We start from the raw sequence: 23467 nt of genomic DNA on the forward strand, positions 1-23467 counted from the left end.
AACTCACCGCAAGACCAGGCGAGCGAATTCGAGTTCACGACGAAAGTCGTCGGGCCATACGAGTTTGAAGGCAACCATATAGGCTACACCACCGGTAACGGACGCTGCCAAGATGATGAGTAGTTGATTCGCCTTACCTTGAAGCAACACGTCCGTGAGCAACCAAACAGCCGCAAGAACTAAGGAGGAAACCGAGGCTGGGGCCAAGGCGCGAGAATAAGCTCTGACCGATATTGGTATCAGTCGCTGGATAATCGCGAAGCGGACGGGAGTGAGTATGCTGAGCATGATCAAATAAGCTGTCGCAACTCCGACAATGCCCCACCGCAGCCCGATCGGAATGACTACTATCATCGCCAACATATTGAGAATCGACCAGTAAAATTCCCAGTCTGCCCTCCCCACGGCTACCGTGAGAGGCCCCATAAACGAAATCAAGATCCAGGGAATCGTCATCGCGGAAATCAACTGTAAGGGAAGGACCGCGTCTGCCCAGGCTTCCCCAACTACCGCAGGCACCGCTACCGGAGCGATCAGAATAGTGAGAATCATCGCCGGAAAGACAGCAAGTGAAACGCTCTCGGTTATGCTGAGAAATGCGCGAGCCAGTCGCTCTCGATCACCCTGAAGACGCGCGAGCGTCGGGAGGATGACTCGACCCACCTGCGTGCAAACACTCAGTGTCAGCTGAAGGATCCGGAAAGCGAGCGAATACAGGCCAAGCGCCGTCGCCCCGAGGAACTTGGCGACCACGACTTTGTCAAGATTGCCCGAAACATAATTCACCAAGTCGGCTCCCAATATCCGTGAGCTGAACGACCAGAGGGAGCGGGCGGTCGCAGCTGACCAGTGAAGATCGGGCAGGCCATTGATGTACAGAACCAAGAGCAGGCAAATGGCCTCTAGGGATACGGTCTGAATCACCAGTGCCCAATAACCCGCACCAACAGCAGCGGCCCCGATCCCAACTATGCCGCTGATGAACGTGCCTGCTACTTCAATAATTCCAAGGCTGCGGAATTGCATGTTCCGCGTCAGCAAAGCGCTCGGTACGAGAGCTACTGATCTCAGGATGAGTGAAAGCGAAAGCACCTGAAGAACCGTGGTGAGCTCTTCCGTCTTGAAGAACGCCGACAGGATGGGCGCGCTGAACACCACCAGAATCGCCAGCACGAGGCCCACTGCTACGTTGAGCCAGAACGCGGTGCCAATTTCGTTGTGGTCGAGCTGGGGACGCTGAACGATGCTGGTTGCCAGACCGAAGTGAACAAAAATCTGAGCGACAGCGATGATGACCGCAGCTTGACCCACGATGCCGAAGTTCCGCGGCCCTAGCAAGCGCATGAGCGCCAACATGAATGCGATCCGACCAACCTGCGTGGCGATCGACACTATTATGCCCCAGCGAACTCCACTGGCGACATTGGTTCGAAGACCGACGCTCGGACCTTGACCCCCAGCCTCCATGCTCACATCGGAATCATGCGGCACGAGCGCGTTTTGGCTGACTCCATCGACGGAAACCCCCGCCATGTTCTTAATCCTCCGCCGCCGTTCGACCGAGGGCGACCCGGAGAATGTGCTTATGGCGTCGTCCCCATGAGTTCGCATCAATGAAGGTCTGACGGTCGGCTTCATCGAGCGGCCCTCGGCTGAGTGCTTCCTCCACTCCGTCTGCAAAGCTGTACCCTTCCTTCACCAGCACAATTCGCGGGTCGACGGCCCGGACAGGCGGAAGATCCGAAGCGGCGACCGGCCGACCTCCCGCCAAGTACTCGTACAACTTGACCGGACTCATTGCAGTCGTGAGGCGGCTAAAGCGGTGAGGCATGATGCAGACTTCGGCCGCATGGATAACGCTCGCCACCTCCAGCCGGCCTACCGGTGGCTGAATCCGAACGTTGGGGTATCGGCGAAGCTGATTGAGGATTCCTGTATCGTGAACCGGCCCGAGCAGCACGACAGTTCCACTTGGAAACCGGGCGGCAGTCTCGCCAATTGCATCGCAGTCGAGGCGCTCACCGGTCATTGCACCGACATAGAGGATCCTCGGCGCGGGAAGTTTAGCAAACCAGGCTGGAGGGGGACCTGGTTGCCGCCATTCCTCAGGCGCCACCCCGTTCGAAACGAGGGCACTCGGTCCGGTCGGCTGAATCCGATCGAGAATGGCCTGCGATACGCCAACCACGGCCCGTCCCGAGTCACGGATTCGGGCGAACGCCTGCTCATATGCTGTCCACCATCGCCGGACCGGCAGGCCGGACGGCCAATCGTCCCAGGCATAAAAAGTGATGTTGCCGGCCCATCGCAGTGGCGAGAAGCCCGCCACAAACGGACTCGTAGCTATGACTGCCGGCCTCTCGAGGCCGAGCCTCATAGCGGCGCGCTCCAGCACCCGATCGTAAGCCTGATAGACCCGTTCCAGGGACTGCACTGAGCTTGGGTCGCGCCGTCGGAGCCGCATTGGCTCGACCAGCGCACGGGTCGCACCTGCCGGGAAAGGCGCCGCGTACTGACCAATTAGCCGCCTCGCCCACTGTATCGGTGCCGATCGGTATGGATTAGCGACCAAAAGCCGTTGCACCGACGGCTCAGACATAAGGGTAGCCAGGAGCCGCGGCCCCGCCATGTACATCTCGCGGCCGGCCGCATTCCTCCAGCTCTCCTGATAGAAGGTGAACACGACGTCGCGTGCATTGTTCGCCTTTGCAGATGAGGTCGCAACTGGTTCAAACATGCTGCGCCTTTGAGGGAGCTGTGTCCTTGGATTGCACATCCAGCAGCCAAACCCCACTGCCCAGGACAAAGGTAAACAGAACATACGTGGCGTCCCAGAAATGAACCGTCCACGCGACTACGAAGAATCCCGTCAGAACAATCAGAAAGGCGGTCCGATACTCGGCCAGCTCTGCGTCCAGCCCCTTCTTGGCACTTAACGGGAGGAAGATTGAGAAAAAGGCCAGCGGCATCAGCACGGCAGCGGGCAATCCATAGCGCACTGCATGGAACAGCCAGAAATTGTCAATGCTCGCACCCATCCATTCCGGACGGTTCCATTCGTTCAAGCCAACGCCAAAATACGGATGGTTCGAGACTGATGCCGTTGCATACATCCATATCAGCCTGCGATACCAATACGAGCCTGGGTCGAACAGGAAATAACTGATAACTATGTCCAGCACTGATCGCTTGGCCGCCAATTCGATGGCTATGCTGATAGTAGCGAGAAGCGCTATCAGGATTTTCCAGCGGGACTTGATCGTGCCGAAGACCCCGTTCCAGCATAACAGCCCTCCCTGGGCGGCCAAAGCGGTCAGCGGTCCGGATGAAACCGACAAGAGCGACGTAGCTCCGACGATGCCTGTCATAAACAAGCGCTCAAAGATGTTCTTTTGGTAGCACAAAACAAGGTTCACGAGGGCAAGAATGCCGCCTGTAAAAACTCCAAATAGAATTGGATGATCAAATACAGACTGTACCCGGGTCAGACCCCATCGCGCCGGCATTGCTTCCGTGCGCGTCGGCAGGATCATCGCGAACAACTCTCGCGAGATGTTATTCCCCGTATAGCACTCCACAATCGCGAATGGCAATAGAACAGCAACTATACAGAATAGTATTTTCGTTACGTTGTATACATCATCTGGCTTTCTTACATAACATCTCGCCAAAAGATAAGGCCCCATCGTTTCGATAAAGACGATGCCTGCCGTTTTAAACGACACGTCAAGCCCATTTATCAACGCAATGCTGAGTGCTGCCCAGAACACGTAGAGCATAAGCACAATATCTGCGATCCGGACTCGCCCTGCTTTTCCGGCTATCCACATGCGCAGGCACGGGAAGACCATCACCAGAAGCACTATCCGATAAACTGACATCCGCAGGGTTCCGAAGTAAAATACCCACGGCACGACAAGAGCAATCAAGAAGAGCGCTACCGACCAATGTAACTTCTCCCTCTTTGCTCCATGCGACGGCAGTTGCTTTTCGGGCGGGCGAAAAGGGCTGGAGCGGCGTGCGTTCAAATTGGATCGCCACGTCGCCCCATCTCTTTGTTTCAGCATCGGATCCATCCGAGAACCGCCGGGCAGTTTTCGGTCCGATGATCTAGCCCGTAGATCTGAACCAGCTTTGGCCGTCTGCATAGCGGAGCCCATGCAGTCAGCGACAGTAAACTGCGATCCGAAACATGACGCAGCCAGACCTCTGTTTCGAGCGGGGCCGGTTTCCCGACTCCTGTACATGGCTAGGTATGGCGACGGCGACCACGATCTTAGTGCCGCCTGAGTTCACCTGCCGATACCGTGGTAGAGTGCGGCACGCATCGCGGCCCTGTGCCCGGGCGCTTTGCGAACCGCACGTATTCCTTCCCCCACGATGATACTCAGCCTGAACAAGGCCGTTGATAGCGGCCCATGATGACGTCGGTGGTAGCGGATCCTGTTGGTGGCCAGGAGGGCCGAGAGACTGGGGTTCCCGCTGTATTCTCCCCCGATGTGAATCGCTGTTGCCTGCGGAACGTAAGTTACCGAGAACCCGTGCTCACGTATCCTTCGCAGGTAGTCCACTTCCTCCATGTATAGGAAGAACGACTCGTCCCAATCGCCAACAACGCTGCGGGCTCGTGCTGCAATCGCCAGAATAGCCCCGGTCGCCCATTCGATCACGCAGTCCCGATCGTAAGTCGCGGCGTCACCAATCATTTCGCCCGTGCCGATGTAAGCAGCGAGGGTTCCCCCCAAAATGGCTTCCGTCCACCCCGTCAGAACGGACGGCTCGCGGCGCAGTGACCAGCGGGTAGTTCCGTCCTCCGTCAAGAGGCGCGGCACAGCGACACCCACCAATGGATCTGCTAGCCGACTGACAAGCAAATTTGCTGCACCAGGTAGGAGCCGGATGTCGGGGTTGAGAACCAGCAGATCAGCATCCGGGCTGGTCGCAGCGGCTCCCGCATTTATGGCGGCCGCGTAACCGGCGTTTCGGCTCATCTTTATGACTTTCGGCCGAATTGCGTGAGCGAGTGCAATGTCTCGGCTGGAATCGGCAGAGTCGTTGTCGACTACTATAGTTTCGAATTGTTTGACTCCCTCCAGCCCGCTCGGCAGAGAATCCAGCAACCCGGACAATACGGACGCGCTGTTGTAGGTCACGATGACAATCGACAGCTGCCGCTGCGACGCCGGGTATTGGCGTGCTTCAGTCGCCCGCGGGTGCGATACATCCAGAACAGTTTTCTCGACCTCATACGAGAGCGGCTGCGAAAGGCTGTCGGCTTGCCAGGATACGCCCACCATTTGCCCTGTTCCCCTCATCCTGGTTCACACAACCCGTCGCAGCGGGACATCTGCGGTCAGCGCCGCTCGACGCGCCGCCAAGGCTGTGCGCCGAACCTCCAGCGGGGTGCGGGATTTGGCAGAAATCATCACGGCGATGTCGGTGCGCTTGAGCCTGCAAAGGAGTTTGTCCGCAGTCTCGCGGGTCAATGGGCTCGTACTCCAGTCGGCCAGGCACAGCGGGTCGTCGGAGGCGCTGGAATTGGCGGCCGCACTGAGGACATTGTCGACGAACACGCCATAAAGTGTCCATTCGGAGAAGTGGAGTTGCCCGGCGACCGCCGTGGCCCATGGGCGCCCTGTCGCCGTTTCCACACGGGCAAGCATCTGCCGAACGATCGCAGGATCCCAGGCAAGTAGCGAGGCGATGTAGTCGGGATAGGGCGGCTCGGCCGGGGGCAGGCCGAGCATTGAGCGGGCGACGCTGTGCCAGATCATATGCCGGGGAAGTCGCTCGTCGACGCCGCCGGCCTTGCGATAGAAGCGAACGCGGCCATCCTTGACGAACGTCTCAGCGGTAAACGGCCTTATGAACACAATATCGGAGTCAACGAGCACGACTACGTCGGCTTGTGATGCGGCTGCGGCGGCCAATTTCACCAACTGCTGCAGGATCCAGCCGCGGACCGGGGGAACCGGTCGCCGCAGATTGATCGTGAATTTGCTGAACGGAATTGAAACAAAACCGCGCGGCAGGAAGTCGGCCTCGCAGTGAACATGGGTCCGCGGGCCGGCCAGGCGGCTGAACAGCTTGATGTCCTCCCGGGGCACAATGATGTGGTGGTGAGCACAGTCGGGAGCGTGGTCCAACACTGACCGGTGCAAGTCGGCGCACAACTCGAAATCCGGCGCGAAGCTCGGGGTGATCAAAGCGACATTTGTCATTGCCCTACCTCCGAGGATCGATCCCATCGTCAGTATCCAGCAAGGCTGTCGCGCAGTAGCACAGTAATTGCGGCGACGAGACGAACTTGGTCGAACCTGGGACAGACGAACCTTGTTTCAGCACGCTGCTGATCGGAGTGTCTGTGATGCGCTCGCAGATGAAGGGTCCAAAGACCATGACATGTTTCCCCGCACCGCTGGCGCGCCGCTGTCTTCAAGTAGTCTCGCCGCGAGATGAGGCATTGCGCAACTATCCATTCGGCGAGGGACAACTCGGCCATCGGCCGAAAGAAGTAGAAACATTCGCGGAACGGCGATGGAGCTTTCAGGCCAAATTGGCTGTTTGTCATAGCGCTTCGCTGGACGAGCCACCTACCCATCTCGGCAACTATCCTCGCCTCTCAGATCGCGCGGGCGCTTGAGGACTGCCAGGCCAGGCGCCACGAAGCAACGACCGCAATCCTATGCGAGCCAATCGCTCGGCCAGAAGGGTGACGCCGCGATCGTAGACCCTGACCTTCGCCGGCTCGAGCGGAGCTACCGCGCCAAGCAGTCGCAGGCCGCAGGTCTTGGACTACGCTGACATCGCGAGAGGGCCATGGCTGGCTTACCACTAAGTCTGGCGAGGGACACGGGTACCCCGAGGAACCGAAACACTCACCCGACTTACCCAAAAGAAGCGGTAGTCTCACTCAAGGGATAGCTGCCGATCGGGATCGAGATTTGAAAAGCTGCCTGCGATTGGCTTGGGGCTAATCAACCGCCCAGGCGGGCCGGGCATAAGGTTTCTGGAGGCAGCTGCTTCAAATGAGAATCGCTGTTTTTGGGCTTGGGTATGTGGGCTTCACCACACTCTGCTGTCTTGCTCACGAGGGCCATGAAGCGCTCGGCTTCGAACTCAATCGCTCCAAGGTGGAGGCGATCAATTCTGGCGTCGCGCCTATAATCGAGCCCGGCTTGAGCGAAATGCTGCGGTGCGGATTGGCAGCGGGACGAATATCGGCCTTTAGCGAAGTCAACGACGAACTCGACGGCTGCGACGCTGCGATCGTATGCGTTGGTACTCCTAGCGCGCCGGATGGCGCCCATGATATGCGGTTTGTAGCCGAAGTCTCGAGGCAGATAGCCCTCCACGTAGGGCGGGACCGCACAAAGCCGCTCACGGTCGTCTATCGCTCAACGATTCGGCCGGGCAGCATGGATGGGCTGATCCAGCCCATCTTTGCGGCAACCCTAGGCGATTCCGATCGCAGTGTAGAGCTTGTCTATAGCCCCGAGTTCCTAAGGGAATCCTCCGCGGTGGCAGACTACTTCGCGCCCCCGAAAGTCGTGATCGGCACTCAGGACGGCACAACAAACGCGACAACCGACGAGCTTCATGTCGGGATCGATGCGCCGCGCTTCATCACCAGGTTCGCAGAGGCCGAAATTACCAAATTCGTCGACAACACATGGCACGCCGTCAAGGTCGCGTTTGCGAACGAGATTGGGCGCATTTCCTTGCAACTCGGCGTCGATCCGGGGAAAGTGCACGAGGTCTTCGTCTCCGATACCAAACTCAACATCTCGCCATCTTACCTGCGGCCGGGGGGAGCCTTTGGAGGGTCGTGCCTGCCCAAGGATGTTCGCGCGCTCCAGAACATCGTAGCCGACTGCGGCATCAACGCTCCGCTAATCGACTCACTAATGCGCTCCAACGATGCGCACAAATATCGCCTGTTTCAGCTAGTCACCAAAGGTTTGCGACCTGGCGCCTCGGTGCTGTTGGCTGGTCTGGCATTCAAAGCTGGCACGGATGATCTGAGGGAGAGTCCTAACGTCGATTTGGCGCGCAGCCTCTTGCGCGAACGCTACAAGCTCTCGATCTTCGACCCCGCCGTGGACGCCGGAAAGCTAGTCGGTGCCAATCTCGGCTATGCTTGGTCATACCTGCCACAATTCGCCAGTCTCCTCGTGACGAAGCAGGAAGCCGAGAGTCGGCCATATGACCGTGTGATCTTCGCCAACCGGACAGCGCGCCTGCTTTCTCTCCCGTCAACCCAAGACGTGGTCGACATCGGCACGCTTGGAAATGCTTACGACAGTCAGCCGGCATCGCCCGACGTAACGCACATAAAACCTGACGCATTGATTGGCGAGGGTCTTTCCCGAGTAGTTCAACGCGCCGTGGCGTAAGTGTCGACTATGCCGGTCGCTACCTCACTATCAGAGCCCAGGTACCGCGGCCATCATCTCGAAGGGAGCCTCGCCACCCGCAAAGTGCTGATCATTGTGGAAAACCTGCCCGTACCGTTCGATCGGCGCGTCTGGCAGGAAGCGCGAGCATTGCGGGACGCTGGCGCCGAAGTTTCAATAATTTGCCCGACCGGTAAGGGCCTGGAGGAACCGGAGCAAACACTTGAAGGCATCCATATCTATCGACATAGGCTGCCATTGGAGGCCAAGCGCCCCCTAGAGTTTCTTCTCGAATACGGCGCCGCACTGCTCCACGAAACCCGGCTGGCCTGGAAGGTATTGTTCCGACATGGATTCGACACCATTCACGCCTGCAACCCTCCTGATCTCATCTTCCTAGTTGCGCTCCCATTCAAGCTGATGGGCAAGCGGTTTATTTTTGATCATCACGACATAAACCCAGAACTCTACGAAGCGAAGTTCGGAAAACGCGGCCGACCTTGGCGGCTTTTGTGTCTGTTCGAGTGGCTGACCTTCAAATGCGCGGATGTCGTTATCTCCACCAATGAAAGCTATCGGCAAATTGCGCTGATCCGCGGGGGAAAGCGCGGCGAGGATGTCTTCGTCGTTCGTTCCGGTCCTGACCTGACGCGCATCAAGGTCTATCCGCCGGATGTTTCGCTGAAGAAAGGTCGCAAGTTCCTCGTTGGCTATGTCGGGGTGATGGGCGCGCAAGAGGGTATCGACCTCCTGCTGCAGTCCGCCCGACAACTAGTTCATGGGCGGGGCCGGGAAGACGTGCAGTTCGTGCTTGTTGGCGGCGGGCCGGACCTCGAACAGCTCAGGGGCCTTTGCCACGAGATGAATCTGGACGAATACGTCACTTTCACTGGTCGCGTGCCCGACGAGGTCCTTTTCACGGCGCTTTCCACGGCGGACGTATGCGTCAACCCTGATCGGGTGAACCCGATGAACGATAAATCCACCATGAACAAAATTCTGGAGTACATGGCATTTGGCAAGCCCATCGTTCAGTTCGAGGTGACCGAGGGACGTATCTCAGCGGGATCGGCCGCACTTTATGCCCGTCCCAATGATCCGGTCGACTTCGCCGACAAGATCGAATTGCTGCTCGGTGACCCGGCGATGCGCGCTTCGATGGGCGAATTCGGGCGCAGCCGATTGCAGCGGGAACTGGCCTGGAGCCATCAGGTCCCCAAGCTCATAGCCGCGTACCAGAAGGCGGCGCGATAAATTCCGACGCGGTACCCTGAACTGAGGGCGACGGTACCAAAAAGGCGGAATTGCAGTCCAAACCCGGTTTCGCCTTAGCTGCTACACAGCATTTTAACAGCGAGCATTTTTGCGCATGTGCGGCATTGCAGGATGGATAGGACCACCGGCGGATGACCGAACCCTTCAGGACATGATGCATGCAATCCGGCATCGCGGACCTGATGCAGAAGGACAGGTGGTGCTGCCCCTTTGCAGCGGAACGGAAGCCCGGTTTGGGCATCGTCGGTTGTCTATCATTGATCTCCAAGGTGGGTCTCAGCCGATGACCACCCACGACGGTCGACTCACCGTCGTGTTCAATGGTGAAATATACAATTATATCGAAATCCGAGACGAGCTTCTGAAGCGTGGCGCGAAGTTCACGACTCAGTCGGATACTGAAGTTGTTCTCGAAGCGTGGCGAGCCTGGCGAGAGGACTCTCTATCTCGGTTCAGAGGCATGTTCGCTTTTGCCTTGTACGACGATCTTGAACGAAGCGTCGTCTTGGCCCGAGATCAGTTCGGCAAGAAACCTCTTTTTGTCGCCGAACGTCAGACCGCCAACGGACCCTTACTGGTGTTCGGCTCCGAGATAAGCGCCCTGCTTGCGCATCCTGATATCCGCGCCGAGCTCGATGTGGATGCGCTGCACCAGTTCCTCCGCTGGCGGTATGCGCCGGGCCCTTCCACCTTCTTCCGCGGCATCCGCAAGTTGCCTCCTGGAACCTATCTGACCTGGCGGAATGCAAAGACTGTTTCTCGGCGCTATTGGGCTGCTCCTGAGGAAGCGGCTGTTGAACGGACTTTCTGCTCCGATCCCGTAGAGGATTTCCTTCGCATTTTTGACGAGGCGGTCAAGCTGCGGTTGAGAGCCGATGTACCGGTAGGTGCCTTCCTTTCAGGCGGGCTGGATTCCTCGGCGATCGTCGCGACACTGGCTCATCTCGGCGCGTCACGGGTGCACACCTTTTCTGTTGGCTTTCAGGGGGATCCTGCCTCAGAACTGCCGGCAGCTGCCGAGCTCGCGCGCCAATTCGGTACTATCCATAACCCCGTGCAGATAAGGCCGGCGGATCTGACGCAGCTGCTGCCGATGCTCAGCCGCCACCGTGCTGCCCCTATCGCCGAGCCAGCCGACCTCCCGATCTATGCAATGTCCGTCGAAGCCGCGCGACATGTCAAAGTTGTGCTGTCTGGCGAGGGCTCGGATGAGATGTTTGCCGGCTATCCGAAACATTTGATCGAAAGGTATTTGGGAGGGCTCTCAGGATCGGTTCTGCTCTCAGCCCTCGGTCGCGCCCTGCTGGCGCTGACTTCACCAGCGCCTGCTCGAGCCAGGAGGCTAAGGATTGCCGGGAGGGCCATACGCGAGCGGCGCTTCGAGGACCGCATGATCTCCTGGTTCGGAGCGAGCACGTCGATCGAGAGTGAACGGCTGTGGGTCGGGCCCGAGCCCTGTCGCAAGCTTGACGAACGGCCCTTCCTGCAGAGGCCGGATAGCTCGCCTTTACGTCGCGTTTTGCATTTCGACCAGACATCTTGGCTGCCCGACAACTTGCTCGAGCGGATGGACGTAATGACCATGGCCGCGTCGATAGAAGGCCGCGCGCCCTTTATGGATGTGAGGCTTGCCGAATTCGCGAGCACCCTGCCGGACAATTGGCGAATTCGTGGACGGGTAACCAAATGGATCGTTCGCGCCGCTTTGGGACCGCGGCTTCCGAAAGCCGTGCTGAGTCGACCAAAGAACGGATTCCGAATGCCGGTAGCGGACTGGTTTTGCGGTCCTCTTCGCGAACCCGCGCGGGCTCTCCTTCTCGCGTCCGATAGCGTGAGCGGCAGTTATCTCGATCGTACCGCGATCGCGCAACTGCTGGAGGAACACACGCAAGGACGCCAGAACCATGACAAATTGCTATGGTCTCTCTTTTCCTTGGAGACTTTCCTTCGGGAATTCTTCTGACGGGATCTATTTGCGATGTTGATTTCTGTCATCATCCCTCATCTCAATCAGGAGCAATATCTCAGGATCGGGCTCGAAGCGTTGCACGCGCAGCAGAACTACACAGCCGAGATCGAGATTATCGTTGTTGACAATGGCTCCAATCAACTCCCCAGTTCGACCTGTTCGGCGTGGCCCGATGTTCGGCTCATCTCCGAGCCAATGCCGGGGCCCGGCCCAGCGCGCAACCGCGGCATTAAAGAGGCGCGAGGAAATATTCTCGCATTTATCGATGCAGATTGCAGGGCCGATTCAAACTGGCTTGCGGCTATAGAGAAGGCATTTGCTGATGGCCAAACTCACATCATCGGTGGGGATGTTAGAGTGGGCTACAAGTCCTCCCGCCCCACGTTCCTCGAACCTTATGAAAGCATCTATTCGTATCGTAACAACGAACACATCCAAGAAGGCTTTTCGGGAACAGGCAATCTGGCAACCCTTCCCTCAGTCGTCAGAAGCGTGGGACCGTTCGCAGGAATTGACGTTGCCGAAGATCGCGATTGGGGTTTGCGCGCTGGCGCAGCAGGTTACCGCATACGGTATGTGCCGGAGATGATCGTATTTCACCCCGCCCGAGAAACATTTGCTGAATTGACGCAGAAGTGGGACAGGCACATTGCTCACGACTACGAACGCATTCGATCCAATCGCCTCGCCGTGCTGCGTTGGCTCGGCAGGGCGATCGCGGTTGCAGTATCTCCTTTATTCGAGTTCCGCACGCTGCTCTTTTCGCCGCGCGTTTCAGGGCCATGGGAGCGCATTTTGGCATTTCTCTGCCTAGCCCGAATACGGATCTATCGCGGCGCCCGGATGGTCGACATTCTGCTCCAGGGTGACGGTCGAGCAATCTCAGGTGCGTGGAATCGGAGATAGATGATACTTGCGGTGCGACGCTTCGCTCGTCCATCCAGCTCAATCTCTCCTCTCCACCGCCGCATCGAGACGAGAGAGGGCAGGGCAAAGGCCTCACGGCCCTATGATTGCGCCGGTTTCATGTACTACGTTTCCCGACCATACGAAGTCCGGTGCCTTCGGGTTGAATCCATCACTGAATCCAAACTGGCCGCAGTTCGGAAAATAGTAATTGGAGAAACTGTTGTTCGTGACATGAACACTCTTCGGTGACGAGCCTTTCTGCGAAGGTCCATATAGCGCATAGGTACCGCCAGCGAACAGGTTGCCGTCTATGGTGAGATCGTGCATGGCTTCGGAGAGCGCAATCGCAGAACTGCCAGCCAGATAGCGCGTCGGAGTGTAGGTCCCTCCCGTAATGATGCCGATGATGGTGTTGTGAATGACCCTCAATCCTCCGGCTCCCTCCCAGCCATAGGTCTGAAGGCCGTCGGTGTGATTGTCGCGCCCATCCCAGGCAGCAAAATCGTGAATGTAGTTGTCATGGATGTAGCCATTTCCGGTGCTGATAGCATTCTCCACTCCGGAGATGTCGCTAAAGCCAACTTCGATTTGATCGCCTCCAATTCCAGTTAGAGTGTGCGTGCCGTCGTAATCGTCCGCCACGGGAACTGCATAGACCCGGCAGTTTGTGACTTTGAGGCCTGAGTGGCCGTCCGCCAGGCTGATTCCCCAGATTTCGCCCGTTGCATTGACTTCACAGTTCCGAATGGTGACGTTGTTTGCGTCAACTGTAATGGCGCCTTTAACCCGCCATCCATCGATGACAGCGCCATCTTGGTGGATCTCAAGCTCTCCTGCAAAATCTCGAAAGACCGTACCAGCAGCAGGTCCCACTGTGGTCGCATCGGGGAATCCGATCTTCGACGGGTGCAAAGCAGATAACTGAGTCCAGACAATCGGCCTTGCAGAACTCGGCGATAGGGTCGATTCGTGAATCGGGGCTGGAGCAGCGGAATCATTTAGAAAGCGAGGCTGTGAATCAGCGCCGGCCGAAATCACGGTACCAGCGAGAGCCAAGGATAATGCTGCCGAGCTCAAACGCCGCATAGCTTACTCCGCGATTATTAGGATCGTATCGACCGGTCGCAACATGGAGCAGCCGCCCTCGACCGGGCGCGGCAGAGAGCCCCATCACTGCATCTGTTCTGGGACCTTTTGGGCGCGGACGCATACGACTTTGGCGCATGCGCATAGGAATCGTGACCGATCATGGACAGAGTCATCGCCGCCGTGAAGCATGACACAAAACGGCAGATTTCCATCCACTAGTAGGCATTTTCACCCCGTATTACCGCAACTGCGGTGCGCGCGATGATGCTGATGTCGAGCCAAATGCTCCAGCTCTCTATGTAGAGCATGTCCAATTGGACCCGGCGGGTCATCATCTCGACTTCAGGCGTTGCGCCGCGACATCCACTCACCTGCGCCCAACCCGTAATGCCCGGCTTCATCCGACGCCGAAACGCGTAATCGGCAATAAGCTGGCCGAATTGACTGTCGTGCGACACGGCATGCGGCCGAGGCCCGACGATCGACATGTCGCCTTTCAAGACGTTGAACAACTGCGGCAGCTCATCGATGCTGGTCCTCCGGAGCCAGCGCCCGAGAGTAGTTATGCGTGCGTCGTCACTTGTCGCTTGCCGGATATCAGGACCGTCCTCGAGGACAGTCATCGTCCTGAGCTTGTAAATCTTGAATGCCTTGCCATTGAATCCGATGCGGGTCTGCCGGAACAGAACCGGCCCACGCGACTCGAGCTTGATCATGAGAGCTATGACGGCCAGTAGGGGACTGCACAGCACAAGGCCAATCGTTGCAACGGTGAGGTCCATCATCCTCTTGACGACCCGCTCCCAGAGCTTGAGTGGAGGACACTGAACTTCAACGAGAATTGAGGAGCCCAGCATGTGCGCCGGCTGCCTGACGAACTCGGCAAGCCAGTCGCGCGCAATCAAGGAAACTGGGATTGGCAGCTGCCGCAAGCAGGCCATATGCGGCTTGAGCCGCTGCCATTCGCGCACATCCACGTCAATGAGGACTTCGTCCACATCAGAGTTCTGGGCAATCCCCACGGCCAGCTCGATCCGTTGGCGCACGAGCGATTCGCTGTCCTCCACCGACCCGATGTTCAATCTCTGCTCGATACGGATTCCATATCGCCGCAAGTCCGGCGCTGCGCCCATGGACGGAGAGGAGCTGCCTTGGTGGATCAGCATTGCCCGACGCCCGGGAGAACTCCCGCTCGTCGCGGCTCTGCGGGCCAGCAAGCGCCAGCAAGCTCGGTGGGCCAGCAGCCCAACCAGGCCAACCAGCGTGAAGGCGACCCCTGCTTTTGTAAGAAATTCAGAAGGCTGCAGCATGGAGAAGCCGATGCCCAGCAAAACCATTGTGCCGAGCCAAAGTGGAGCGACGTTGTAGGTCCAGGAATTCTCCACGAGGAATGCCGATGGATGATACAAGCTCGCCAGTTTCGCCGCGGGTATGAACAGTGCGCACACCATCGGAGTGATGCTCAGTGTGAGCAGTACGGCCTGACGTCCGGAGCCAGCGGAAAGCACACTCCAGACAGCGCATGCCAGAAGCACGACCAGCGCATCGACGAGAATGGCAATCAGCTCGACGCTGCGGTAGGAGACGATCGACTGGCGCGCCGAACCCGCCGCATAGTCTCTCGTGCGCTCCAGATTGGTGATCGACGATGCATCCATTCTCGACACATACAGGGGCCGTGCCTGACGGGCCCGCAACGCCCTGCCTTGATTGCTACCGCCGCAGGTTCAGTTGGTTTGGTGTCGCTGGAAACGGCTACTTAAGGGTGTTGTTCGAGTACGGTCTCCACACTGTGGCGGGTCACGATCGTTCAGAAGGAGTAGCACGGGGCAGCTGAGCTTGCCGCAACGGGTTTCACCCGTAGGAAGATCAGCCTAATGCAGTGCCCCAGCATCGAGCCGGTATGCGGGCGACCTTACGACAGATCGGTCAATCAAGTGCGTCGAGGTCGATGACTTCGTCAAAGGAGCTCGGAACCACTGCAGGCGCCGCTGCGCCAGGGAAAGAGCTCCGCAAAGCTGCAACCGGATCTCGATCGCCACCGAGCGCCAATCGACAGGTCGGAGTGACCCGAGCGTTGACTTCGATCAGATGAGCGGTCCCATTCGCGTCGAGAATGAAGTCGATCCCGACGAGTCCCGTCAAACGCAACCGCTCCATGACCTTGCAGGCGGCCAAAAGGATTCCAGGGTGGTCGATCACACGCACTACCTTGGCAGGGCCGTTTTTGTATCTTGTTTCCAGAACCTCCACCGCCACAGCGGCCAACACCTTCCCGTTTTTGACAGCGAGCGCAACGTTGGCATCGCGCCCGGCTACGTAGACCTGAGCATTCACTTGAGGCTTGCGGCCGCGCCACAGATCCCGCAGAAAGCTGGAATCTCCATTAACGATCGCCCGTTTCATGGTGCGAAACAGACCGGGGCCGTGCGATAGGCGCCGCCACATGCGGACGGCCTGTGCCCGGTCCTGGGCGATGGCCACTCCGCGCCCGCCCCAACTGCCGTCTGTCTTCAGCGCGACCGGCAATCCATGTGCTTCAATCCATTTGTCGAGTTCCGCAACATTGTCGATAAATCGCGCCGGCGGCGCTTCGACCCCGCTGGCGCACGCGATCTCGATTATTTGTGAGCGAGTGAGGTCCGGCCACGAGCCCTGATCTCCGACTCCGATATTTCGAACCAGTCCCAGGGCAGGCTCGTCACAGGGTAAGACAAGATCAGGATCGACCCGCGCGACAAGCGACTTGAGCGCGTGCTCGCGATGCCGCCATGGGATGCGGTACAGTACTAGTCGTGATTGACGGCGCATCGGATGCCGGCGCGAACAAAACGCGACGACTCGAAAACCTGCCCGCGTGAGGGCTGCTGCAAGGCCAGCAGTGGCCGGCCAGCGGAAGGTTGTGACAATCAGGGCAACAGGTTGGTGCGCACGCCCACTCGGGTCCAAGTGCCTGTCGACCGCCCGCGCCAGGCGCTCCAGCGACGCTGGATTGCGCACCAGATCGAAATGGTTGCCGGCGACATCCTCGGTGACAAGGCTTCCGCTTCTCCCACGCCAGAGGTCCGACGGTCGGCAACCGAACATCGTCGAGTCGGTTGCACTGAGGAGTATGAGGGAGCCGGAGTAGAACGGCGGATCGTAGCTCTGCAATGCGGTAGCGTTCGCGGCAGCGCCTGTCGTCGGAGCTGGTTCGCCACTCTTCGGCAGTGAGCCCCGCCATCTCGACCAGAGCCGTTGAGTCAATCGCCCCGCTCGGAACATGAGTTCGCGCAGCGCCGGGCCTGGTGACAGTTTGCCGATTCGAGCGAGTTGGACTCCGGTCCTGCGGGCCTGCCCGAGCCACCACGCTTTTGCAGGCCAGAACTTCTGGTCGTAATAGGCATCGATCAGGATCGGTGCCGCGAGCCGCTCGCCCGCCCGCTTCAGCTGCCGGGCCACCTCCACCGCAACGAGCGCTCCGAACGAATAGCCGACCAGCCGGTATGGACCGCCCGGCTGGACGAAGCGCAAGGTAGCGACAGCCGAAGCAGCCAAGCTAGCAACAGCCTCGACTTTTCCGCTTTGGGGCAAGTAGGAGACGCCGAAAATACGCCCGGGCGTCGCCAAGCGCCCAGCCAGCGGCGCCATCTCGCGAGCGTCGCCTCCCAAGCCTGGGAACAGGAACACAATTTCGTCGGCTGTGCCATCACGCAGGAGTTCAAGCGGCAACGCCTCCACTCGTGCTCCCCCGCTTGATGCGGCCTGACAGTCGCTGGACTCGAGAACAGCAGCGCCATCCATGGTTAGATTGCCTGTGGTACCCTGCTGCCTGGAACAATGGCATCCTGACTTCCCTGGGCCTGGGAGAAATGTCGGCCAAGCCGTTGGGCTGCGTAATCGGCGCCGGCAACAAAGCGCATCAAGGGGCCGAAGCTGCCGGCAGCCGCCAATCCGGTCGCATAAAGGCCTGCAACCGAAGTTTCGAAATTCCGCGACAGGATTGGTACTCCTGCGGCATGGCGGATTGCTCCTCGCAACGACTTGTCGAGAAAGTGCAGGCGTTCGGTCTGGGGCCAATAGCCCGTCGCAGCGATCACATGGTCGACATCGAGGCTCTTCGATGAACCGGACGCATCGCGCAGCTTTAGGCGAACACGGTGGCCAGCCAGCGCCGCCTCTTCGACATGATGGTCGGTCAGGATATCGGCCCGACCCAGGACCTTCTCGCGAAGATACCACACAGACTGCGGCCCGAGATGCCGGTGCAGGATGTCCAGTCGCAAGCGGTCTGGCAGCTGGCGGTACAGTTGCGGCAGATCGCTCGCAAGGCGGCTTCGCCAACCCGGGCCCAGCGGTGACGCGGGATTCATCAGCCGCCTCAGGAGCGACGGTTGGCCTGGTTCTGCATTGAACCGGATCCTGTCCGCCCGTGTCACGATCGTCGGTGCTGCCCCGACGTCAATCAAGGCGGCTGCTAGATCGACCGCGGAGGCGCCTGCGCCCACGATAGCAACGTCGCGCCCGGCGAATTTGTCGACGCGATGATGCTCAGCGCTGTGGCTGACCAACGACGCGGGCAGGCCTGCAAGTTCCCTCGGCACTATTCTAAAATGCGTTACACCCACGGCCAGCACGACGTTCCGAGCGAGCAATGTCGAATCGTCGTCAGTCGTCAGCCTGAATCCACCGCCACTTCGCTCGATGCTGCGAACGTCTACCGTCTCGAGGTATGGAACGAAGCGCCGCTGAAACTCCAGACCATACGCGACGAAGGTATCGAGCGACACAGGTTGCTTGGTGTCGTGGTAGGGAATGCCTTCGTGCCGGCAGAATTCGGCCAGGGTCAAACCGGGAGCCGGCGCCGACAGGTTCGACGCGAAGCCATCTGACTTCAGTTTCATGCCAAGCGGCATGGCGTTGGCCCAAGTCTGAAGCGGCTGTCCAAAGATGCGTACAGTGCGGCCAGTCGCCGTGACGTTTGCCGCGATGGACAGGCCGTAGGGACCTGCCCCTATAACGGCAACGTCTACGCTCGATTCCTCCATTGCAGGCATTCTCCCATCCACGTCGCGAAAATTTCCGTCGACCCGGCAGGAGCGGCCGCTGCTAACAGCACTTAGTAAGCATCGCCCGGTAAAGCGTCCGATTCCGGCAAGGCGCCAGCGTGTTTCGAGCACGCAAATGGGCCATACCGACCCTCCGTTGCCAAGTTAAATGCAATAGAGTTAGCTACCACGCCCACGCTAAAGCAGTATAGTGGTAGAGCACTACTTCCTTCGTTTGTGCTCACTTGAGGATAGCGCTTGCCTTGGCGGAAGATGACAGGCGAGCCCCGCGGCGCGCACCAAGCCGCCTCGAGATCGCCAAGGTGGAACGACATCAAGAGCGCCAGCGCCACTCCAGCATTTTGCAGACAAGTGGAATCATTAGGCGTGGCACAAATGCAGCAAAAACAAGTGGATAGAGCGGCAGCCCGGATTTATCCGGCGTCGGCCGCTCTAGCCAGCTCGAGCACCTTGGCGAGTGGCGTTTTCCTTACGATTGACGGTCTGTCGGAGACCGCTTTCGAGCGAGGTCGTCGCCCTCCAGTCCAGCTTTGCGGATGCGCCGGCAGTATCTGCTACCGTTTCGTTCTCGCCTGACCGGTCGGGAATGCACTGAACACTGGATCAAGATCACTGCCCAACGATTGCGACCAATCGCTCGACGATCGCGCGGACGGAGGTGAGACTGCCCGAACCAAGATCGATCGTCGCGCCCTCGATGCCAGGAGCTGTCGCTGCCGACACTGTCGCCAGAGCCACCGCGAAAGGCTCGGTGGGCCGTGGTTGCGTGTGCTGTGGTGACAGTGATCGACGCTACCCGGCTCTACCATGATCAGCCTGTGCTGCTTACTCGCGCCTACGACTATTGGAGTCGATTTCTTCGCTTTCTGGTGGCACTCCGACACCGCGCCCCGTGTATGCTATCGTTGGTTCGCCCGCCTGCCCAACGGATCCCATCCGTTGGGATCAGCTGGCGGGTAGTCTTGGAGGCGCTTGAGTCGAGCCGCCACTGACTATACCGGCGCAAGCTCGACCGAGCGTTCCCGCGTTGCGGCCGAGTAGGAAGAGTTTCCGCGCGCGTTCAACGGCGGGGACAGAGATCGGCCGCTTCACCAGCCGTGAACAGAGGGCTGCGCGAAGATTAGATGAATTACCGCCCCGAATTGGATGGCTTACGGGCTTTGGCGATCGGTCTGGTTACGCTCGATCACGTGCTGCACGGTCGTTTCCCTGGTGGTTTCGTCGGCGTCGATATGTTCTTCGTGCTCAGTGGCTACCTGATAACGTCTATCCTGATCGAAGAATTGGCCCATAGCACTCGCATTAACCTAGGCCAGTTTTATTTTCGCCGTGCCCTGCGGCTGATGCCGGCACTGATTGTCATGCTGACGCTGTATACGGCGTTGATGATGACCTATGCGATATGGGCGCATAAAATGGATTTCGCCAAAGTGCATCTGTGGGCGGCGGCCGCGGCGGGCTTCTACCTGATGGACTGGGATGTGGCGCTGCATATCGGTTCGCCCGGATTTCTCACCCACACATGGTCACTCGCAATCGAAGAGCAGTTCTATCTGCTATGGCCGCCAATTTTAATTCTGGCGACGCGTTGGATGAGTCGGAACCATTTCATTATCGCGTGCGTAATGCTGCTTTTGATATGCAGCGTTTGGCGCGACTATCTGTGGCTCGACGGCTCGAGTCCGATGCGGACCTATGCCGGCTTCGATACTCGTTTCGATAATTTGCTGATCGGCTGTCTATTGGCGCTCGCGCCGATCCGCCTTAGTTGGCGCGAGACCATGGCGAGACATGTTTGGCTTCCACTCGCCGCTATGATGTCGTTTGCGATCTGGCTGAAGTGGGATAGCAACTATTACCAGCTTGGCATGACCATGACGGCCGTCTGCTCAGGTTGGATCTTGATCGCACTGCTCACAGAACCCAATAGCCGATTGGCGAAGACGATGCAGCTCAGAGCGATAAACTATGTTGGTCGCATCAGCTACGGCTATTATCTTTGGCATTTTCCGATCTGGCTGTGCTTGGGTTGGTTTCTGCCCGATCGGCACTTCGCCCGGGCAGTATTGACAGTCACTAGTGCCTTGGGCGTTGCATCCATCAGCTATCACTGGCTCGAATTGCCGGCGCGGAGATTAATTCTAAAATCTCAGAAGCGACCTCAACCCAACCTCAACAAAGACTAGGGCAGCTGCTGCGACTGAGGTCGGCGAGGAGGCTCTCGTCCCCGGTCCGCCGCCTGACCATGACGTGCAACGAGGCCGCCTGCTTGCCTCGACTTCTGGGCGACCACGTTCGACGAGGAGCATGTTTTTGATCTCCGCAACGTGGGGTGAATGCCGCGTGCTTCATGCCCTTACATTCCTCAAACCTGGAAGATGCCAGGCCGCACCGGCAAAGGGCGATGTTCTGATCCTGTATCATGGGAAATCCTACGACAATCAGTCTGGGCTGGTTACTCTCGGTTACGACTATCGGACTCGGTACCCCCGCTTTTCTGAGTGGCAATCCGGCGCCGTGTCCCGTGTATGGTGGCGTTGGTTCGCCCGACTGCTCAATGGATCCTCTGCCTTGGGTCCAGCTGGCAAATGGTTTGACGGCAAGGTCGCTCCGGACCCTGGATTTGATAGTTTTCGAGCATCGAGAGGAAGGGAAAGCCGTGAATCGTGATGCATCTGTAGGCGGGTCGCCGCTCCGTCCGGGTGACGTTGTCGAAGTTCGACCCGCAGCAGAAATCCTGGCGACGCTGGACAAGGACGGCACCCTGAAGGGCATGCCGTTCATGCCGGAGATGATTGCCCATATAGGGAAGCGCTACACTGTGTCACGACGAGTCGACAAGACCTGCAATATGGTGGACGAGAGCGGATCGCGCCGGATGCGCGACACTGTATACCTAGGGGATCTCCGCTGCGACGGCTCAGCTCACGGAGGATGCCAAGCTGGCTGTATGATTTATTGGCGGGAAGCCTGGCTTCGCCGGGTCGGCACCAACTCGACAGATCCAGGCACCAGCGATGCTAACTCTGCAGAGCTCGAACGAGTTGCCAGAGCTGCGACCCGGTCCATGCGCGAGCTGGCAGGCAACCGATCCGAGATCTGGCGGTGTCAGGCGACCGACGCGCTCAAAGCTTCCGAGCCGCTCAAGCGCACCGACATCCGGCAGTACTGGCGCGAGCTGACGAACGGCAATTTTGGACGGCTGCGGTTCATAGGCCTGCTGATTCGAGCATTTCTAATGGATTGTGCATTCCAACTGGGGTTGCTGAAGACGCTTCCGCTTCGCGGCTCGACCGAATGTACGCCTGAGGGCCCACCGCTCAACTTGCAGCGGGGCGAGCTCGTCGAAGTAAGGTCGCCGAAGGAAATTGCGGTCACGCTTGACCAGTCCGGCACGAACCGTGGTCTTTCCTTCGACCGCGAGATGCTTCCCTTCTGCGGCCGCACCTTCCGTGTGAAGGACAGAGTTCAGCGGATAATCGACGAGAAGACCGGCCGCATGCTATCGATCCCCAAGGATTGCATCATCCTGGACGGGGTTGCCTGCTCTGGCGAGCGAAGCGTTTGTGGTCGATGGTTCTGTCCGCGCGCGATTTATCCGTTTTGGCGGGAGTCCTGGCTCAAAAGAGTCGACAACCCCGAGCGCTCGTGAACCGGCCCACTCTTCTGAAGCTCAGCCGCCCAATGATCGATGCCGGGCATCGGCAAGCCGCGACCGAGCGACCCTGATCATCTCTTTGACCCAGAAGCGACGAAGGGCCACTCGACAGCGGTGCAGCTGTGCATCGGTGAGGTTGGCTGACACCGCGAGATCGAGGAGGTCGCCGTAGGTTCGGCCCGGCGAAGTCTTCAGATCCTCGCTCCGAATCGGATCGAGACGACGCCTGAGCGCCGCTCGATCACAGCCGACGAGGGATGTGCGCGTGCGGTTCGCAAACCGGTCGGCCAGGTGGATGATCGGACCCTTCAGTGCCAACTCGGCGCTAAGCAGCCAGTCCGTCCTCTCAGAGCGACGAACCAGCCCGGTCTCCATCAGGCGCGTTCGCCGATACATGCCGTAGACCGGATCGTACTTCGCGTCCCCTGCGTGATAGAACCACAGCATCCGCTCGAACCGGCGAGAGGGGTCCGGCGACGTTGGAAACTCGCCTCGGAAATCTTCGTATCTCATCGCCCCCGCAGGCTCGTGGGCGGTAAACCCGGTCGTCACGCCAATCGCCTCAGCTCTGGCTTCAAGCGCTTCCACGCAGGCCGAAAGGCATCCTTGCTCGAGCCAGTCGTCGGCGCTGATCCAGCGGAAGAACGTCCCGCGCGACAGGCGTAGAACGCGGTTCATGTTCTCATGCAGACCGATGTTGACCTCGTTGACGTGGAGCCTTATGCGCCGGTCGGCGCGTGCGTACGCCGCAATCGTAGCCGCTGTCCCATCGTCCGACGCATTGTCGCTGATGACGATCTCGAAATCCTTGAAGTTCTGTCGCAGGATTGACTCGATGCAGCGCTCGACCGAACCCTGCCCGTTGCGCACGGCGAGGCCGATAGAAACGCGCGGGATGCTTTCACTCAACTGTGTCCTCCCGAAATTGGCAGGCGTAACGACGCGTGACCTCGTCTGAATAGAGTATTTTGGGAGCGCGTATCGTGGTCGAGATCGGAATGATCTATAAAGAGGGTGGCCATTCATTTATCTCTGCAAAGCTGGGTATCAGACGCCCAGTTGAGGCAAGCAACCTGGAAAGCCTAGTTGAACTCATTATTTGAAAGCACCACTCATTTCGGAT

The 23467-nt window shown here is 58.8% G+C and carries 16 protein-coding genes; 6 read left to right on the forward strand and 10 right to left on the reverse strand.

Annotated features, from left to right (window positions below; translation table 11 throughout):
• Positions 1 to 3: 3 nt before the first annotated feature.
• The 5 genes from SAZ10_RS07285 to SAZ10_RS07305 form a co-directional block, all read right to left on the reverse strand.
• Complete coding sequence (locus tag SAZ10_RS07285; protein WP_318608547.1) at positions 4 to 1533, reverse strand: lipopolysaccharide biosynthesis protein; 1530 nt, start codon at positions 1531 to 1533, stop codon at positions 4 to 6.
• A gap of 4 nt (positions 1534 to 1537) precedes the next feature.
• A complete protein-coding gene (locus tag SAZ10_RS07290) occupies positions 1538 to 2737 on the reverse strand; it encodes a glycosyltransferase (RefSeq protein ID WP_318608548.1) in 1200 nt (399 codons plus the stop codon).
• Positions 2730 to 4076, reverse strand: coding sequence for an O-antigen ligase domain-containing protein (locus SAZ10_RS07295; RefSeq protein WP_318608549.1), 1347 nt, complete (start codon positions 4074 to 4076; stop codon positions 2730 to 2732). The genes SAZ10_RS07290 and SAZ10_RS07295 overlap by 8 nt, the downstream gene beginning before the upstream one ends.
• A gap of 216 nt (positions 4077 to 4292) precedes the next feature.
• On the reverse strand, positions 4293 to 5297 hold the full coding sequence (locus tag SAZ10_RS07300) for a glycosyltransferase (RefSeq protein WP_318608550.1): 1005 nt from the start codon (positions 5295 to 5297) through the stop codon (positions 4293 to 4295).
• Positions 5298 to 5321: 24 nt separating this feature from the next.
• Complete coding sequence (locus SAZ10_RS07305; protein ID WP_318608551.1) at positions 5322 to 6206, reverse strand: DUF6492 family protein; 885 nt, start codon at positions 6204 to 6206, stop codon at positions 5322 to 5324.
• Positions 6207 to 7028: 822 nt separating this feature from the next.
• Here SAZ10_RS07305 and SAZ10_RS07310 point away from each other — a divergent pair.
• The 4 genes from SAZ10_RS07310 (at position 7029) to SAZ10_RS07325 (ending at position 12546) form a co-directional block, all read left to right on the forward strand.
• Positions 7029 to 8396 (forward strand): nucleotide sugar dehydrogenase, encoded by a 1368-nt coding sequence (locus SAZ10_RS07310; RefSeq protein ID WP_318608552.1) that lies wholly within the window; start codon positions 7029 to 7031, stop codon positions 8394 to 8396.
• Between the two features lie 9 nt (positions 8397 to 8405).
• Positions 8406 to 9650 carry a glycosyltransferase family 4 protein gene (locus SAZ10_RS07315; protein ID WP_318608553.1) on the forward strand — a complete coding sequence of 415 codons (1245 nt, stop codon included), beginning with the start codon at positions 8406 to 8408 and terminating at the stop codon, positions 9648 to 9650.
• 115 nt (positions 9651 to 9765) lie between these two features.
• Complete coding sequence (asnB, locus tag SAZ10_RS07320; RefSeq protein WP_318608554.1) at positions 9766 to 11634, forward strand: asparagine synthase (glutamine-hydrolyzing); 1869 nt, start codon at positions 9766 to 9768, stop codon at positions 11632 to 11634.
• A 15-nt stretch (positions 11635 to 11649) separates the two neighbouring features.
• Positions 11650 to 12546: a glycosyltransferase gene (locus SAZ10_RS07325; protein WP_318608555.1), complete on the forward strand. Its 897-nt coding sequence runs from the start codon at positions 11650 to 11652 to the stop codon at positions 12544 to 12546.
• A gap of 93 nt (positions 12547 to 12639) precedes the next feature.
• Here the strand turns inward: SAZ10_RS07325 and SAZ10_RS07330 are convergent, their stop codons facing one another.
• From SAZ10_RS07330 to SAZ10_RS07345, 4 genes are all read right to left on the reverse strand, one after another.
• Positions 12640 to 13605 carry a hypothetical protein gene (locus tag SAZ10_RS07330; RefSeq protein WP_318608556.1) on the reverse strand — a complete coding sequence of 322 codons (966 nt, stop codon included), beginning with the start codon at positions 13603 to 13605 and terminating at the stop codon, positions 12640 to 12642.
• A 248-nt stretch (positions 13606 to 13853) separates the two neighbouring features.
• Positions 13854 to 15296: an exopolysaccharide biosynthesis polyprenyl glycosylphosphotransferase gene (locus SAZ10_RS07335; RefSeq protein WP_318608557.1), complete on the reverse strand. Its 1443-nt coding sequence runs from the start codon at positions 15294 to 15296 to the stop codon at positions 13854 to 13856.
• 271 nt (positions 15297 to 15567) lie between these two features.
• Positions 15568 to 17421, reverse strand: coding sequence for a thioesterase domain-containing protein (locus SAZ10_RS07340; protein ID WP_318608558.1), 1854 nt, complete (start codon positions 17419 to 17421; stop codon positions 15568 to 15570).
• A 2-nt stretch (positions 17422 to 17423) separates the two neighbouring features.
• A complete protein-coding gene (locus SAZ10_RS07345; RefSeq protein WP_318608559.1) occupies positions 17424 to 18665 on the reverse strand; it encodes an NAD(P)-binding domain-containing protein in 1242 nt (413 codons plus the stop codon).
• Between the two features lie 1145 nt (positions 18666 to 19810).
• Here SAZ10_RS07345 and SAZ10_RS07350 point away from each other — a divergent pair.
• Both SAZ10_RS07350 and SAZ10_RS07355 read left to right on the forward strand, forming a co-directional pair.
• Positions 19811 to 20872 (forward strand): acyltransferase, encoded by a 1062-nt coding sequence (locus SAZ10_RS07350; RefSeq protein ID WP_318608560.1) that lies wholly within the window; start codon positions 19811 to 19813, stop codon positions 20870 to 20872.
• Positions 20873 to 21345: 473 nt separating this feature from the next.
• Positions 21346 to 22338: a hypothetical protein gene (locus tag SAZ10_RS07355; protein ID WP_318608561.1), complete on the forward strand. Its 993-nt coding sequence runs from the start codon at positions 21346 to 21348 to the stop codon at positions 22336 to 22338.
• Positions 22339 to 22359: 21 nt separating this feature from the next.
• Here SAZ10_RS07355 and SAZ10_RS07360 read toward each other — a convergent pair whose 3' ends face one another.
• Positions 22360 to 23253 (reverse strand): glycosyltransferase family A protein, encoded by an 894-nt coding sequence (locus tag SAZ10_RS07360; RefSeq protein ID WP_318608562.1) that lies wholly within the window; start codon positions 23251 to 23253, stop codon positions 22360 to 22362.
• Between the last annotated feature and the right edge of the window lie 214 nt (positions 23254 to 23467).

The organism is Mesorhizobium sp. BAC0120 (assembly GCF_033542235.1).
In the GTDB taxonomy this organism is placed as follows: domain Bacteria; phylum Pseudomonadota; class Alphaproteobacteria; order Rhizobiales; family Rhizobiaceae; genus JAWRCU01.

What these genes read in the sequence shown, in the direction of transcription:
- SAZ10_RS07285 (WP_318608547.1), bottom strand. Translation starts at nt 1,533, where the DNA reads ATGGCGGGGGTTTCCGTCGATGGAGTCAGCCAAAACGCGCTCGTGCCG.
- SAZ10_RS07290 (WP_318608548.1), bottom strand. Translation starts at nt 2,737, where the DNA reads ATGTTTGAACCAGTTGCGACCTCATCTGCAAAGGCGAACAATGCACGC.
- SAZ10_RS07295 (WP_318608549.1), bottom strand. Translation starts at nt 4,076, where the DNA reads ATGGATCCGATGCTGAAACAAAGAGATGGGGCGACGTGGCGATCCAAT.
- SAZ10_RS07300 (WP_318608550.1), bottom strand. Translation starts at nt 5,297, where the DNA reads ATGGTGGGCGTATCCTGGCAAGCCGACAGCCTTTCGCAGCCGCTCTCG.
- SAZ10_RS07310 (WP_318608552.1), top strand. Translation starts at nt 7,029, where the DNA reads ATGAGAATCGCTGTTTTTGGGCTTGGGTATGTGGGCTTCACCACACTC.
- SAZ10_RS07315 (WP_318608553.1), top strand. Translation starts at nt 8,406, where the DNA reads ATGCCGGTCGCTACCTCACTATCAGAGCCCAGGTACCGCGGCCATCAT.
- asnB (WP_318608554.1), top strand. Translation starts at nt 9,766, where the DNA reads ATGTGCGGCATTGCAGGATGGATAGGACCACCGGCGGATGACCGAACC.
- SAZ10_RS07325 (WP_318608555.1), top strand. Translation starts at nt 11,650, where the DNA reads ATGTTGATTTCTGTCATCATCCCTCATCTCAATCAGGAGCAATATCTC.
- SAZ10_RS07335 (WP_318608557.1), bottom strand. Translation starts at nt 15,296, where the DNA reads ATGGATGCATCGTCGATCACCAATCTGGAGCGCACGAGAGACTATGCG.
- SAZ10_RS07340 (WP_318608558.1), bottom strand. Translation starts at nt 17,421, where the DNA reads ATGGATGGCGCTGCTGTTCTCGAGTCCAGCGACTGTCAGGCCGCATCA.
- SAZ10_RS07345 (WP_318608559.1), bottom strand. Translation starts at nt 18,665, where the DNA reads ATGGAGGAATCGAGCGTAGACGTTGCCGTTATAGGGGCAGGTCCCTAC.
- SAZ10_RS07350 (WP_318608560.1), top strand. Translation starts at nt 19,811, where the DNA reads ATGAATTACCGCCCCGAATTGGATGGCTTACGGGCTTTGGCGATCGGT.